Annotated in this window: 13 protein-coding genes and 1 tRNA gene; 9 read left to right on the forward strand and 5 right to left on the reverse strand. The window is 69.8% G+C overall.

Translation table 11 applies throughout. The annotated features are described in order from the left end of the window. Window positions 1–120: 120 nt before the first annotated feature. From ACZ69M_RS42330 to ACZ69M_RS42340, 3 genes are all read right to left on the reverse strand, one after another. The gene (locus ACZ69M_RS42330; protein WP_470058528.1) at window positions 121–432 is read right to left on the reverse strand and encodes an FmdB family zinc ribbon protein; all 312 of its coding nucleotides are present in this window, start codon (window positions 430–432) and stop codon (window positions 121–123) included. Between the two features lie 68 nt (window positions 433–500). Next, on the reverse strand, window positions 501–1,763 hold the full coding sequence (locus ACZ69M_RS42335) for an MFS transporter (RefSeq protein WP_470058530.1): 1,263 nt from the start codon (window positions 1,761–1,763) through the stop codon (window positions 501–503). Window positions 1,764–2,031: 268 nt separating this feature from the next. After that, window positions 2,032–3,588: a potassium/proton antiporter gene (locus ACZ69M_RS42340; protein WP_470058532.1), complete on the reverse strand. Its 1,557-nt coding sequence runs from the start codon at window positions 3,586–3,588 to the stop codon at window positions 2,032–2,034. A gap of 304 nt (window positions 3,589–3,892) precedes the next feature. Here ACZ69M_RS42340 and ACZ69M_RS42345 point away from each other — a divergent pair, with 304 nt between their 5' ends. Then, entirely contained in the window at window positions 3,893–6,658 is a 2,766-nt protein-coding gene (locus tag ACZ69M_RS42345; RefSeq protein WP_470058534.1) for a penicillin acylase family protein, read from the forward strand. Between the two features lie 69 nt (window positions 6,659–6,727). Here ACZ69M_RS42345 and ACZ69M_RS42350 read toward each other — a convergent pair whose 3' ends face one another. Beyond that, the gene (locus tag ACZ69M_RS42350) at window positions 6,728–7,303 is read right to left on the reverse strand and encodes a 5-formyltetrahydrofolate cyclo-ligase (protein WP_470058536.1); all 576 of its coding nucleotides are present in this window, start codon (window positions 7,301–7,303) and stop codon (window positions 6,728–6,730) included. Window positions 7,304–7,435: 132 nt separating this feature from the next. On the opposite strand from ACZ69M_RS42350, the gene galU reads away from it, so the two are divergent. The 7 genes from galU (at window position 7,436) to ACZ69M_RS42385 (ending at window position 12,964) form a co-directional block, all read left to right on the forward strand. After that, window positions 7,436–8,338 carry a UTP--glucose-1-phosphate uridylyltransferase GalU gene (gene galU / locus ACZ69M_RS42355; protein WP_470058538.1) on the forward strand — a complete coding sequence of 301 codons (903 nt, stop codon included), beginning with the start codon at window positions 7,436–7,438 and terminating at the stop codon, window positions 8,336–8,338. Window positions 8,339–8,342: 4 nt separating this feature from the next. Continuing rightward, a complete protein-coding gene (glp, locus tag ACZ69M_RS42360; protein WP_470058540.1) occupies window positions 8,343–9,665 on the forward strand; it encodes a molybdotransferase-like divisome protein Glp in 1,323 nt (440 codons plus the stop codon). A gap of 61 nt (window positions 9,666–9,726) precedes the next feature. Next, the gene (moaC, locus tag ACZ69M_RS42365; RefSeq protein WP_470058542.1) at window positions 9,727–10,206 is read left to right on the forward strand and encodes a cyclic pyranopterin monophosphate synthase MoaC; all 480 of its coding nucleotides are present in this window, start codon (window positions 9,727–9,729) and stop codon (window positions 10,204–10,206) included. Further along, window positions 10,203–10,715, forward strand: a complete 513-nt coding sequence (locus tag ACZ69M_RS42370; protein ID WP_470058543.1) for a MogA/MoaB family molybdenum cofactor biosynthesis protein — start codon at window positions 10,203–10,205, stop codon at window positions 10,713–10,715. Before moaC ends, ACZ69M_RS42370 begins: the two co-directional genes overlap by 4 nt. After that, entirely contained in the window at window positions 10,712–11,365 is a 654-nt protein-coding gene (locus ACZ69M_RS42375; RefSeq protein WP_054233071.1) for a GNAT family N-acetyltransferase, read from the forward strand. The genes ACZ69M_RS42370 and ACZ69M_RS42375 overlap by 4 nt, the downstream gene beginning before the upstream one ends. Before the next feature lie 177 nt (window positions 11,366–11,542). After that, window positions 11,543–12,805 (forward strand): divisome protein SepX/GlpR, encoded by a 1,263-nt coding sequence (gene sepX / locus ACZ69M_RS42380; protein WP_470058545.1) that lies wholly within the window; start codon window positions 11,543–11,545, stop codon window positions 12,803–12,805. An 85-nt stretch (window positions 12,806–12,890) separates the two neighbouring features. Then, a tRNA-Ala gene (locus ACZ69M_RS42385) sits at window positions 12,891–12,964 on the forward strand. A 66-nt stretch (window positions 12,965–13,030) separates the two neighbouring features. Here ACZ69M_RS42385 and ACZ69M_RS42390 read toward each other — a convergent pair. After that, window positions 13,031–13,516, reverse strand: a complete 486-nt coding sequence (locus ACZ69M_RS42390; RefSeq protein ID WP_470058547.1) for a GNAT family N-acetyltransferase — start codon at window positions 13,514–13,516, stop codon at window positions 13,031–13,033. Between the two features lie 58 nt (window positions 13,517–13,574). On the opposite strand from ACZ69M_RS42390, the gene ACZ69M_RS42395 reads away from it, so the two are divergent. Continuing rightward, window positions 13,575–14,378, forward strand: a complete 804-nt coding sequence (locus tag ACZ69M_RS42395; protein ID WP_470058549.1) for an exodeoxyribonuclease III — start codon at window positions 13,575–13,577, stop codon at window positions 14,376–14,378. Window positions 14,379–14,388: the final 10 nt, after the last annotated feature.

Raw genomic sequence — 14,388 nt, forward strand, 5'->3', positions numbered from 1 at the left:
CGAAGACGCCGTCCTCCGGAAACGTCGAGAACCCCGTCTTCCGAAGACTCCGGGGGAACCTGCCCTCGAAAACGCCAAGGACCCCATCGTCGTACGACGACAGGGTCCCGCGAGAAAGTCCTACGCGGCCGAGCTGCTGCTCGACGAGCCGCTGCCCGACGACTTCGACTCCGACGAGGACGACGAGGTCGTCGACGACGAGGACGACGTCGAAGTGGTCGACGGCTTGGAGGCCGGCGAGCTGCTCGACGAGGAGCCACGGCTGTCGTTGCGGTAGAAGCCGGAGCCCTTGAAGACAATGCCGACGGCCGAGAACACCTTCTTCAGGCGTCCACCGCAGTTGGGGCACTCGGTCAGGGCATCGTCGGTGAACTTCTGCACCGCCTCGAGGCCCTCGCCACACTCGGTGCACTGATACTGGTAGGTCGGCACTTGTCTTCCTCCTGGCACTCTCACTCAGTGAGTGCTAACGACGATCCATACTGACGTATTCCGCGAGATCAGTCCACTGTCACCGGCACTCGGTGACCGACGCCACGTGCGACGGTGCGTCCGGTGGGCCCCGTGGCCAGCCGTGAGCGCAGGGCCAACAGGGTCACCAGCGCCAGTGCCGTACCGGCCATCGGCACCAGGAATCCGGCACCGTCCCACAGGCGGTCCTCCAGCTGTCCGGCGACCGTGACGGCCGCCGCCTGGCCGAGTGCGACGGCGCCGGTCAGCCAGGTGAAGGCCTCGGTGCGGGCGCCCGCCGGGACCAGGCCCTCGACCAGCGTGTAGCCGGTGATCAGGGACGGAGCGATGCACATGCCGACCAGGAGGCCGACCGCGGCGAGCACGACCACGGAGTGCGCGGCCCACAGTCCGGACGCGACGAGCGCCAGGGCGGCGTAGCCGATGACGAGCCGCCGCTGCGGGGCCACCTTCCAGGCGATGGCGCCGCAGACGACGCCGGAGAGCATGTTGCCCGCGGCGAAGACGCCGTACAGGACGCCGTTCAGACCGGGCTCGCCGATCGACTCGCTGAACGCGGCGAGCGAGACCTGCATACCGCCGAAGACGGAGCCGATGCCCAGAAAGGTCACGATCAGCACGCGCACTCCGGGGACCCGCAGCGCGGAACCGTGCTCCACGCGCGTGTGCCCGGCGGCTGCGACAACGGGCTGGGTGCTCTTCTGCGCGGCGAAGAGGAGACCGCCGATCAGGGTGAGCCCGGCCTCGGTCAGCAGGCCCGCGGCCGGGTGCACGGCGGTGCACAGCGCCGTGGCGAGCAGCGGGCCGAACACGAAGGTCAGCTCGTCCGTGACGGACTCGAAGGCCGCCGCGGTGGTCATCAGGGGCGAGTCCTGGAGTTTCACGCCCCAGCGGGCGCGCACCATGGGCCCGACCTGGGGCACCGAGGCGCCGGTCGGCACGGCGGCGAGGAAAAGGGCCCACAAGGGGGCGTCCGCCAGGGCCAGCGCCGTCAGGGAGAGGCCTGCCAGGGCGTGCACCAGGACGCCGGGCAGCAGGACGGCCCGCTGGCCGTGGCGGTCGGCGAGACGGCCGGTGAAGGGTGCGAACAGCGCCATGGAGACGCCGGTGACGGCGGCGACGGCGCCGGCGGCCCCGTACGAGCCCGTGGTGTGCTGGACGAGGAGGACGAGGGAGAGCGTCAGCATCGCGAAGGGCTGACGTGCGGCGAAGCCGGGAAGCAGGAACGTCCAGGCGCCGCGGGTGCGCAGCAGCTGTCCGTATCCGGGGCGGGAGGTGACCGTGGATGCCACGGCCCGTGCCTTTCTGCCGCCTGGTAGCGCGGCCCCTTTTGTCGGGCGGCGCCGAGAGCTGTCCTCTTGCGCGGAACTGCGGTAGATGCCGCGCCGCCCACTACGGGGGCGTCACGACCGCCATACGGTCGCGCCAGCTCTGCGTCAGGCAGAGTTGGTTCGATCAAGGTGTGCCTTCATCGTACAGGGGCGAGTGCTGCGGTGCCTGTGAAAGTGAGCACTATGGCGGTGTTCGCCTGTGAATACACATCGCCCCTTCATGCCCCGTTTACTGTCCGGAATGTCGGGAGTGCGGTTCGGCGCCGTTGCCCGCGAGGCCCAGCCAGCCGGCCAGCTTGCCGCCCTGGCCCACCGCGCGCAGCCGTCGCTCGGCCGCGTCCCGGACCGGGTCGGTGGCCACCACGAGCAGCTCGTCGCCGCGTCGCAGGACGGTCGTGGGCAGCGGCACGAAGGAGGTCCCGTCGCGCACGACGAGGGTGACGGCGGCGCCCGAGGGCATGCGCAGCTCGGCCACCTCCACGCCGTGCATGCGGGAGCCCTTCGGGATCGCGACGGACAGCAGATGGCCGCGCAGCCGCTCCAGGGGTGCCGATTCGATCCCGAGGTCGGCGGCGCCCTCGGACTCACCCAGCCGCAGCTTGCGGGCCAGCCAGGGCAGCGTGGGGCCCTGGATGAGGGTGTAGACGACGACCAGGACGAAGACGATGTTGAAGATCCGGCGGCTCTCCGCGATGCCGCTCACCATCGGGATGGTCGCCAGGATGATGGGCACGGCGCCGCGCAGGCCCGCCCAGGACAGCAGCGTCTGCTCCTGCCACGGGATCCGGAACGGCAGCAGACCGACCACGACGCTCAGGGGGCGCGCCACCATGGTGAGCACCAGGCCGATGACGAGGGCCGGCACGATGTCGTCGCCCATCTCGTGCGGGGTGACCAGCAGGCCGAGCAGGACGAACATGCCGATCTGGGCGATCCAGCCGAGTCCTTCGGCGAAGCCCCGGGTGGCGGGCCAGTGCGGCAGTTTGGCGTTGCCGAGCATCATCGCCGCGAGGTAGACGGCGAGGAAGCCGCTGCCGTGCGCGAGCGCGCCGGCGGCGTAGGCGGTGACCGCGATCGCCATCACGGCGATCGGGTAGAGGCCGGAGGCGGGCAGCGCCACGTGCCGCAGCCCCCAGGAGCCGAGCCAGCCCACCGCGAGGCCCATGGCCGCGCCGATGGCCAGCTCCAGCGTGATCTCGCCCAGCAGCACGTACCAGTGCTCCACGGGGCCCGCCGTGCAGAACGCGACGACGAGGATGACCACCGGGGCGTCGTTGAAGCCGGACTCGGCCTCCAGGATGCCCGTCACGCGCGCGGGGAGGGGGACTTTCCGCAGCACCGAGAAGACGGCCGCCGCGTCCGTCGAGGACACCACCGCGCCGATGATGAGCGCCTGCCGCCATTCCAGGCCGATCAGGTAGTGGGCGGCGGTGGCCGTCACTCCGACGCTCACCGCGATGCCGACGAGCGCCAGCGAGGTGGCCGCCGGCAGGGCCGGCTTGATTTCCTTCCACTTCGTGCCGAGGCCGCCTTCGGCCAGGATCACGACCAGGGCCGCGTACCCGATGACCTGCGTCAGTTCGGCGTTGCTGAAGTGGACGTTGCCGACCCCGTCCTGGCCCATGGCGATGCCTATGCCGAGGTAGACGAGCAGGCTGGGGAGCCCGCTGCGCGAAGAGATACGAACCGCTGCCACCGCGACGAGCAGAACGAGCGAGCAGACGAGCAGGAGCTGGTTGAGGTGGTGGACAGTCAGCGGCTGTTCCCTTCTCGCCAATCCGGGCACCGGATTCGAACGTGTGGATGTGAACACGTCGATTCGATGTGATCGCGTCGAGGTCGACGCGCGGAATCGAGGTGATCACGCGAATCCCAGCACGCCGATCCGAACACCCGAAGTCGGTACATGAGTCCAAGTACTTCGTTACCTTACCTAACTCTTGACGCTTTCTTGACGCTCCATGGGCCGAGATCGAACGCTCGTCCGTCCTGTACCCGACTCCGCGTCAAGGCGCGTCGGGCCCTGCGCCTATGGTTGCTCCAGCACTCCAGGACCGCCTGCCGCTCGCGTTAGGACAGCAAGGACAGCGATGCCCCCGAACACCACCGCCTCTTCCGGCCAGAAGCCGGGCAAGTCCGGCAGGAAGAAGGGGCGCAAGGCCCGACTGTTCCTGATCGTCCTGGTTCTGGCCCTCTTCGGAGGCGTTGCCTATGGCGGCTACTGGGGGGTCAGTACCGTCCGTGCCTCCTTCCCGCAGACCAAGGGCTCCCTCACGCTCGAGGGGCTGTCGGGTCCCGTGGACGTCAAGCGGGACGGCAACGGGATCCCGCAGATCTACGCCTCGTCCGACGAGGACCTGTTCATGGCGCAGGGTTACGTCCAGGCGCAGGACCGGTTCTACGAGATGGACGTACGCCGTCACATGACCTCGGGCCGGCTGTCCGAGATGTTCGGCTCGGGCCAGGTCAAGAACGACGAGTTCCTGCGCACGATGGGCTGGGACCGGGTCGCCAAGGAGGAGTACGACACGAAGCTGTCGGCCTCCACGAAGAAGTACCTCCAGGCGTACGCCAAGGGAGTCAATGCCTACCTGAAGGGCAAGGACGGCAAGGACATCTCCCTGGAGTACGCGGCCCTTGGTTTCACCAACGACTACAAGCCCCAGGAGTGGACCCCGGTCGACTCGGTGGCGTGGCTGAAGGCGATGGCCTGGGACCTGCGCGGCAACATGCAGGAGGAGATCGACCGCTCTCTGATGACCAGCCGCCTGGGCCCGAAGCAGATCGCCGACCTGTACCCGGAGTACCCCTACAGCCGGAACAAGACGATCACCCAGGAGGGCCAGTACGACACCGTCACGGGGTCGTACGTCCAGGGCAGCGGCACGACGACGGGCAGCGGGACGCAGTCCACGGCGGGCACCGGCCTCGCGGGGAACACCACGGCGCCAGCCGGCCTGCAGAGCCAGCTCTCCAAGCTCTACAACGTGCTCGACAACGTGCCCACCGCCGTCGGCGTGAACGGCAACGGCATCGGTTCGAACTCCTGGGTCGTCGCGGGCAAGTACACGATCACCGGTAAGCCGCTGCTGGCCAACGACCCGCACCTGTCGGCCTCGCTGCCCTCGGTCTGGTACCAGATGGGCCTGCACTGCACGAGCGTCTCCAGCAAGTGCCAGTACGACGTCTCCGGCTACACCTTCGCGGGCATGCCCGGCGTGGTCATCGGCCACAACCAGGACATCGCCTGGGGCATGACCAACTCCGGGGTCGACGTCACCGACCTATACCTGGAGAAGATCACCGGCGAGGGCTACGAGTACGACGGCAAGGTGCTGCCCTTCACGACCCGCAAGGAAACGATCAAGGTCGCGGGCGGTGCGAGCAAGACGATCGTCGTCCGGGAGACCAAGGACGGGATGCCGCTGCTCTCCGACCGCGACGACGAACTGGTCAAGGTCGGCAAGAAGGCCACCGTCGACAGCGGGGCCCCCGACCGCGGCGACGGCTACGCCATCGCGCTGCGCTGGACCGCTCTTGACCCGGGCAACTCCATGGACGCCGTCTTCCAGTTGGACAAGGCGTCGAACTGGGCAGAGTTCCGCACGGCGTCCGCGTCCTTCGACGTGCCCTCGCAGAACCTGATCTACGCCGACACCGAGAACCACATCGGCTACCAGCTGCCCGGCAAGATCCCGACCCGGTCGAAGGGCGACGACGGCTCGCTCCCGTCGCCCGGCTGGGACTCCAAGTACAAGTGGACCGGCTACATCAAGCAGTCCGAACTGCCCTACGAGTACGACCCGAATCGCGGCTACATCGTGACCGCCAACCAGGCGGTCGTCGACAAGGACAAGTACCCCTACACGCTCACCACGGACTGGGGTTACGGGACGCGCAGCCAGCGGATCACCGACCTCATCGAGGCGAAGATCAAGGGCGGCGGCAAGATCTCGACCGACGACATGCGCCAGATGCAGCTCGACGACAGCAGTGAGATCGCCAAGCTGATCGTGCCCAAGCTGCTCAAGATCGACGTCGCCGACAAGAACGTCCGCGACGCGCAGAAGCTCCTGGAGGGCTGGGACTACACCCAGGACGCCGACTCCGCGGCGGCCGCGTACTTCAACGCGACCTGGCGCAACATCCTCAAGCTCGCCTTCGGCAACAAGCTGCCCAAGGAGCTGCGGGTCAAGGGCCAGTGCCTGAACGTCGCCCCGGTCGACACCACCGGCCCCGCGGACGAGAACCAGACCGTGCGCGAGTGCGGCCAGCGTGAGGCGGACCAGGCGCAGCCGGACGGCGGCGACCGCTGGTTCGAGGTGGTCCGCAAGATCATCGACGACCAGAACAACGACTGGTGGAAGGCGCCCAAGACGCGCCTCGACAAGGCGGCCGACAACCGGGACGAACTCTTCGCGCGAGCCATGAAGGACGCCCGCTGGGAGCTGACCGCCAAGCTCGGCAAGGACATGGACACCTGGAGCTGGGGCCGGCTGCACCGCCTGTTCCTGAAGAACCAGACCCTGGGCACCGAAGGCCCCGGCTTCCTGCAGTACATGCTCAACCGCGGCCCCTGGAAGCTCAGCGGCGGCGAGGCGACGGTCAACGCGACCGGCTGGAACGCCGCGGGCGGCTACGGAGTGGTCTGGGTGCCGTCCATGCGGATGGTGGTCAACCTCGACGACTTCGACAAGTCGAAGTGGATCAACCTCTCCGGCGCCTCCGGGCACGCCTACAGCGCCCACTACACGGACCAGACGGACAAGTGGGCCAAGGGCGAGCTGCTGTCGTGGTCCTTCTCGGACAAGGCGGTCGACAAGAGCACGAGCGACACCCTGGTGCTCAAGCCGTGAGTCACTGACGCGACAGGTGAAAGGGCCCTCCACACACGCGTGGAGGGCCCTTTCGTCTGCCTGGACCCCTCAGCCGAAGCGGCGCACCCCCGAAGGCGTCACCACCGCGTGTACGGGACGGTCGTGAGGTTCCGCCGGGACGTGCTCGACGACCTCCGCGTCGTACAGCAGCACCACCAGCGCGGGATCGGCCCCCGCGCGCTCCAGACGGGCCAGGACGCGGTCGTACGAGCCGCCGCCGCGCCCCAGACGCATTCCGCGCCGGTCCACGGCCAGGCCGGGCAGCAGGACGGCGTCGGCGTCCTGGACGGCCTCGGGGCCGAGCCGCTCACCCGCCGGCTCCAAGAGAGCCATCCTGCCGCCGTGTCGGACACGCTCCAGGGAGCCCTCTCCGGCGTACGCGCCCCAGTCCAGGTCGTTGTCCGCCATCAGGACCGGCAGCAGCACGCGCACCCCGCGTGTGCGGAGCGCGTCCAGGAGCGCGAGGGTGCCCGGCTCGCTCCCCACGGAGACGTACGCCGCCACCGTGCGCGCGTGCGCCAGCTCCGGCAGCTCCAGCGCCCGCAGGGCCAGGGTTCCGGCGGATACCCGCAGGTCGTAGGGTGTCAACCTGCTTCTCACCGCGAGGAATCCTCGCCGCAACATTCGCTTGTCAGGCTCTGCCGCACGTCCCACGTGACTCACAGCTCACTCCGTACCGTTCCTTATGCGCTCATATGAGAGCTATTTAACGGGACCAACAGATTGCGCTCATAGCCACCGGATATGGTTACGCGCATGACTGAGTCGCACCCCAGGATCAGCAAGGCTGTCATCCCCGCAGCAGGCCTCGGCACCCGGTTCCTGCCGGCCACCAAAGCCACTCCCAAAGAGATGCTGCCGGTCGTGGACAAGCCGGCGATCCAGTACGTGGTCGAAGAGGCCGCGTCGGCGGGTCTCGACGACGTCCTGATGATCACCGGCCGCAACAAGCGCCCCCTCGAGGACCACTTCGACCGCAACTACGAGCTGGAGTCCGCCCTTCAGAAGAAGGGCGACGCCAACCGGCTCGCCAAGGTCCAGGAGTCCAGCGACCTGGCCACCATGCACTACGTGCGCCAGGGCGACCCCAAGGGCCTCGGCCACGCCGTCCTGTGTGCGGCGCCGCACGTCGGACACGAGCCCTTCGCCGTACTCCTCGGCGACGACCTGATCGACCCCCGCGACCCCCTCCTCGCCCGCATGGTCGAGGTCCAGGAGCAGCACGGCGGCAGCGTCATCGCGCTCATGGAGGTCGCGCCCGAGCAGATCCATCTCTACGGGTGCGCGGCCGTCGAGACCACCGTCGAGGACGACCTCGTCAAGGTGACGGGCCTGGTCGAGAAGCCGGACCCGGCGGACGCGCCCAGCAACTACGCGATCATCGGGCGCTACGTCCTCGACCCGCACATCTTCGACATACTCCGCAAGACCGAGCCGGGCCGCGGCGGTGAGATCCAGCTCACCGACGCCCTCCAGCAGCTCGCGCAGGACGAGAAGGTCGGCGGCCCCGTGCACGGCGTCGTCTTCAAGGGCCGCCGCTATGACACCGGCGACCGCGGCGACTATCTGCGTGCCATTGTCAGGCTCGCGTGCGAACGTGATGACCTGGGCCCGGACTTCCGGACCTGGCTTCGCAGTTACGTAGCCGAGGAGATGTAGGAACTTGAGCAGCGCCGCGACCCGTGTCACCGGCCAGGACCACCTCTGGTCGGTGACCGAGCACCTGGAGGACATCCTCGCGACCGTTCGCCCTCTCGAACCCATCGAGCTGCAACTCCTCGACGCCCAGGGCTGTGTCCTGGTCGAGGACGTCACGGTGCCGGTATCCCTGCCGCCGTTCGACAACAGCTCGATGGACGGGTACGCGGTCCGGGTCGCCGATGTCGCGGGCGCGAGCGAGGAGTACCCGGCGGTCCTCACGGTCGTCGGCGACGTCGCGGCCGGCCAGGGCAAGCAGCCCCATGTGGGCCCCGGTGAGGCCGCCCGCATCATGACCGGCGCCCCGCTGCCGCCCGGCGCCGAGGCCGTCGTCCCGGTGGAGTGGACCGACGGCGGGCTGGGGGAGGGCCCCGTCTCCGGGATGCGCGCCCACAGCGCGGCCCCCGAGGGCGCCTTTGGCCAGGTGCACGTCCACCGCCCGGCCGAGGCACGCGCGCATGTGCGCGCGAAGGGCAGCGACGTGAAGGCGGGGGACCGCGCCCTCGAAGCAGGCACGATCCTCGGGCCGCCGCAGATCGGCCTGCTCGCCGCGATCGGCCGCGGCACCGTACGCGTGCGCCCGCGCCCGCGCGTGGTCGTCCTGTCCACCGGCAGCGAACTCGTCCAGCCCGACGAGCCGTTGGGCGCCGGCCAGATTTACGACTCCAACAGCTTCGCCCTGTGCGCCGCCGCCCGCGACGCCGGGGCCATCGCCTACCGGGTGGGCGCGGTCGCCGACGACGCCGAGACGCTCCGCGCCACCATCGAGGACCAGCTCATCCGCGCGGACCTGCTGGTCACCACGGGCGGCGTGAGCGTCGGCGCGTACGACGTCGTCAAGGAGGCCCTGTCCTCGGTGGGCGACGAGGACGAGGAGGGCAGCGGCATCGACTTCCGCAAGCTCGCCATGCAGCCCGGCAAGCCCCAGGGCTTCGGCACGATCGGCCCCGAGCACACCCCGCTGCTCGCGCTCCCCGGCAACCCCGTCTCCTCGTACGTCTCCTTCGAGCTGTTCGTCCGCCCCGCGATCCGCACCCTGTCGGGCCTGGACGACATCCACCGCCCCACCACCAGGGCGACCCTGGAGACGGGCAAGGCGCTGACCTCGCCGGACGGCCGCCGGCAGTTCCTGCGCGGGAGGTACGTCGACGGCAAGGTGACCCCGGTCGGCGGCGCCGGATCCCACCTGGTCGCGGCCCTGGCCCAGGCCGACGCACTGATCGTCGTCCCCGAGGACGTCACCTCGGTCGAGCCCGGCACCGAGGTCGAAGTGGTCCTGCTCGGCTGAGTGCCCCGAGTGGCGGTACCGTGTCGCGCACAAGAGGCCCGACCGGGAGCGCCGCGCAGACATGAGTACGCAGGACCGACTGACCCACATCGACGAGGCGGGCGCCGCCCGCATGGTCGACGTCTCCGGGAAGGACGTGACCGCGCGCACCGCCCGCGCCAGCGGCCGTGTCCTGGTTTCGCCCCGTGTGATCGAACTGCTGCGCGGTGAGGGCGTCCCCAAGGGCGACGCCCTGGCCACCGCGCGCATCGCCGGCATCATGGGCGCCAAGCGCACCCCGGATCTGATCCCGCTCTGTCATCCGTTGTCGGTCTCGGGTGTCAAGCTTGATCTGTCGGTCGAGGACGACGCCGTCGAGATCCTCGCCACCGTGAAGACCACCGACCGTACGGGCGTCGAGATGGAGGCCCTCACCGCGGTCAGCGTGGCGGCCCTCACCGTGATCGACATGGTCAAGGCGGTCGACAAGGGGGCGGTCATCACGGACGTACGGGTGGAAGAGAAGACGGGCGGAAAGTCGGGCGACTGGAGCCGGGCATGACGGCACCGTCGTACCGCGCGCTCGTGGTCACGGCCTCGAACAGAGCCGCCGCGGGCGTCTACGAGGACAAGGGTGGCCCCTTGATCGCCGAGGGGCTCACGGCGTACGGCTTCGAGGTCGACGGCCCCCGGGTGGTGCCGGACGGCGACCCCGTGGAGGCGGCACTGCGCGCGGGCGTCGACGCCGGGTACGACGTGATCGTGACGACGGGCGGTACGGGGATCTCGCCCACCGACCGGACGCCCGAGGCGACCCGGCGCGTACTCGATCACGAGGTGCCGGGCATTCCCGAGTCCATCAGGGCGTTCGGGAGAGAGAAGGTGCCCACGGCGGCGCTGTCCCGAGGGCTCGCCGGAGTCGCGGGACGGACGTTGATCGTCAACCTGCCGGGTTCCACCGGCGGGGTGAAGGACGGCCTGGCCGTTCTGGAGCCCCTTCTGATCCACGCCGTCGACCAGATCCGTGGCGGCGACCACCCCAGACCCAGCGGCAGTGGGGGTGCGAGCTGAACAGCCCATCCTGGCCCGTCGAGCTGGTGGACGGCGATGTCGTCCTTCGGCCGATAAAGGTGCGCGACCAGCGGGCCTGGCGCGAGGTGAACCGGCGCAACCGGGACTGGCTGCGGCCCTGGGAGGCGACGATCCCGCCACCCACGCCCAGCGGTCCGATAGCGCACCGGCCGACCTACCGTCAGATGGTCCGGCATCTGCGCGCCGAGGCCAACGCGGGCCGGATGCTGCCCTTCGTCATCGAGTACCAGGGCCGTCTGGTCGGGCAGCTGACCGTCGCCGGCATCACCTGGGGATCGATGTGCTCCGGGCACATCGGCTACTGGGTGGACCAGTCGGTCGCGGGGCGCGGAGTGATGCCGACGGCCGTGGCGATGGTGACCGACCACTGCTTCCGCACGGTCGGACTGCACCGCATCGAAGTCTGCATTCGCCCGGAGAACGGGCCGAGCCGCCGAGTGGTGGAGAAACTCGGATTCCGCGAGGAAGGGCTCAGGCCCCGCTATCTGCACATCGACGGGGCCTGGCGGGACCATCTCGTCTTCGCGCTCACCGCGGAAGAGGTGCCGGAGGGGTTGCTGGGGCGTTGGCGGCGGGCACGATCGATGCAGGCCCGTTCGGAGAACCAGAGCAAGCCCGGCACTCAGTAAATGAAATGTGTGTTCGAAATTGATCGGTGCGTGATCGGCTCAGGGCATTAAATTCGCGCTCGCTGCGGCCTGCTGATCGCATCGGTCACAAAAAAAGCTCGAAATATCAGCCGGATCGTGCGACACACCGGCCGAATTGGCAGATGGCCTCATGCAAACCCCTCTACCGTGTGAGGCGTGAGCAGCAGCGGCCTCATCTACGCAGTCATCGTCGGGGCCTGGGCCGCCTACTTGGTGCCGATGTGGCTCCGTAGGCAGGACGAGCTGAACGAAGCCCGTCCGACGGAACGCTTCAGCACCGCCATCCGGCTGCTGTCCGGACGGGCGGGAATGGAGCGCCGGTACGCCAAGGACCTGCGGGCGCGCTCCACCGAAGAGGGGGAGCCCAGCGCCGGGCCGGACGCCGTCACCGACTCGGTGGACGTCCGGGCCTTCGCCATGCCTCCGGTCCGGCGGCAGACCAAGGCCCAACTCCCGCCGCCCGCCCAGCCCGGACCGCAGCAGGCGCCACAGGCCGCCGCCCGGCAGGGTGCCCCACAGGGCTCCTCGGCGGCCGGCCGGGCGGTGCCGCAGCAGTCGGCCCAGCCCGAGCCGAACCCGGCCTCGGGTTCGGGACCGGGACCGGGACCGGATTCGGCCAACTCCGGGGCCCCCAGGGTTCCAGCCGCGCGGCGGGCCTCCGCGGCGGAGGCCGCGGCGCGCGCCCGGCGCTCGAAGGTGCTCGCGCGCCGACGGCGTACGACCGTGATGCTCTTCCTCGCCTTCACGCTCGGCGCGATCGTGGCGGCCGTCGGCGGGCTCGCGTTCCTGTGGGCGCCCGGCGTGCCCGCCGTGATGCTGAGCTCGTACATCGTGTACCTGCGCGCCCAGGAACGACGGCGCTTCACGTACACCATGGACCGGCGCCGGGCCGAGGCCGCGGCGCAGCGGCTCAGGGAGCGGCAGCCGCGCCGGCGGCCCACCCTCGACCCCGGCGCCGACGAGCCCGACGACAGTCCCGAGCCGGAGACCGACCCCGGTCTGTCCGCGCTCGCGGCCGACCGCCGAGCCCTCGTCGAGCAGACCGACCACGCCGAGTGGGTCGACCAGCAGCGTGAGCGCCAGCGGGGCCCCGGCCGGGGCGACAGCTGGGATCCGGTGCCGGTTCCGCTGCCTACGTACGTGACCGCGCCGGTCGCGCCCCGGGCCACGTCCAGTGTCGATCTGGGGGCGCCGGACGCGTGGAGCTCGGCGCGTTCCAGCGCCGCCGAGCCGAGCGAGCCGGAGGCGGAGCCTGCCGCCGAGGAGGGCCACGAAGCCGCCGAGACGGCCGAGGCCGCCGACGACGGTCGCAGTGACGCCCGGCGCGCCGCGTCCGCCCGGCGGGCCCGTGAGCGCGGTCGCACTCCGCTGTTCGACCAGTACGAGGACGGCGAACGGCCGCGCGCCGCCAATGAATGACCAGGCGCTCGGGAGCCCCGGCTGACCTGCCAGGAACGGATTTCCAAGCACCCCGACGGGGATGCTAGAGTTTCACTCGTTGCAAGGGCCTGTGGCGCAGTCCGGTAGCGCACCTCGTTCGCATCGAGGGGGCCAGGGGTTCAAATCCCCTCAGGTCCACTGCAATTCAGAACCCCGTCGGATTCGTCCGGCGGGGTTCTTGCCTGTTCGGCCACACTCTCTCGTTCACCGAACGGTCAGCGGCTTGGCGTAGCAGAGGCTCAGTTCGTGGAAGCGGTAGTAGCCAAACTTGGCACAGGGCTCGTAGCCGCTGGAGAGGTAGAGGGCGACCGCCTCGGGCTGCTTGGCGCCGGTCTCCAGGACCATGCGGGTGCGGCCGGCCGCGCGGGCGTCGTCCTCCAGGGCGGCCAGGATGCGGCGGGCGAGGCCGAGACCGCGGGCCTCCGGGGTCACGTACATGCGCTTGAGCTCCGCGTCGCCGTCCGCGTACTCCTCGTCGTTCCTGTCCTGGCTGCGCCAGCCGCCGGACGCGATCGGGCGGTCCCGCTCGTCGTAGGCGAGGAGGTACAGGCCGAGCGGCGGTTTGAACATCGACGCGTCGAGCGGTGTGACATCGCCCTCATCGCCGTAGCGCTCGGCGTATTCGGCCTGCACCTGGTCGTTGAGCTTGACGGCGTCGGGGTGGTCGTACGGGACCGGGCGGATACTCATGCGAGGTATCGTACATCTATGCGCCCTCTGGGTGGAATGGATTAAGTATCGTGCCCGGGTGCTGACTGTTACCTCGGTGAATGTGAACGGGCTCCGGGCCGCCGCGAAGAAGGGCTTCGTGGAGTGGCTCGCGGAGACCTCCGCGGACGTGCTGTGCCTTCAGGAGGTGCGGGCCGAGCCCGGACAGCTGCCCGAGGAGGTGCGGGCGCCGGAGGGGTGGCACGTCGTGCACGCCCCCGCGGCGGCCAAGGGGCGCGCGGGCGTCTCCCTGTACACCCGGCGCGAGCCCGACCGGGTGCGGATCGGTTTCGGGTCCGAGGAGTTCGACTCCAGCGGACGGTACGTCGAGGCCGACCTCCCCGGTGTCACCGTCGCCAGCCTCTACCTGCCCTCCGGCGAGGTCGGAACCGAACGGCAGGACGAGAAGATCCGGTTCATGGACGAGTTCCTCGCCCACCTGAAGGAGCTGCGCGTGCGCGCCGCCGCCGACGGGCGCGAGGTCGTCGTCTGCGGCGACTGGAACATCGCCCACCAGGAGGCCGACCTCAAGAACTGGCGCGCCAACAAGAAGAACTCCGGCTTCCTGCCCGAGGAGCGCGCGTGGCTGGGGCGGGTCCTGGACGCGGACGACGGCGGGTACGTCGACGTCGTACGGTCACTGCATCCGGACGCCGAGGGACCGTACTCGTGGTGGTCGTACCGGGGGCGGGCCTTCGACAACGACAGCGGATGGCGCATCGACTACCACGTCTCGACGCCGGGGCTCGCGGGCAAGGCCGTGAAGGGGTTCGTGGAGCGGGCGGCGACGCACGGGGAGCGCTGGTCCGACCATGCGCCGGTGACGGTCGTCTACGAGCTGTAGTCCCGCGACC

Source organism: Streptomyces sp. NPDC107454, assembly GCF_055582885.1.

Bases quoted from the DNA above. Each gene is read 5' to 3' on its own strand.
- ACZ69M_RS42345 (WP_470058534.1), top strand. From the start codon at position 3,893: ATGCCCCCGAACACCACCGCCTCTTCCGGCCAGAAGCCGGGCAAGTCC.
- ACZ69M_RS42350 (WP_470058536.1), bottom strand. From the start codon at position 7,303: ATGTTGCGGCGAGGATTCCTCGCGGTGAGAAGCAGGTTGACACCCTAC.
- galU (WP_470058538.1), top strand. From the start codon at position 7,436: ATGACTGAGTCGCACCCCAGGATCAGCAAGGCTGTCATCCCCGCAGCA.
- moaC (WP_470058542.1), top strand. From the start codon at position 9,727: ATGAGTACGCAGGACCGACTGACCCACATCGACGAGGCGGGCGCCGCC.
- ACZ69M_RS42370 (WP_470058543.1), top strand. From the start codon at position 10,203: ATGACGGCACCGTCGTACCGCGCGCTCGTGGTCACGGCCTCGAACAGA.
- ACZ69M_RS42390 (WP_470058547.1), bottom strand. From the start codon at position 13,516: ATGAGTATCCGCCCGGTCCCGTACGACCACCCCGACGCCGTCAAGCTC.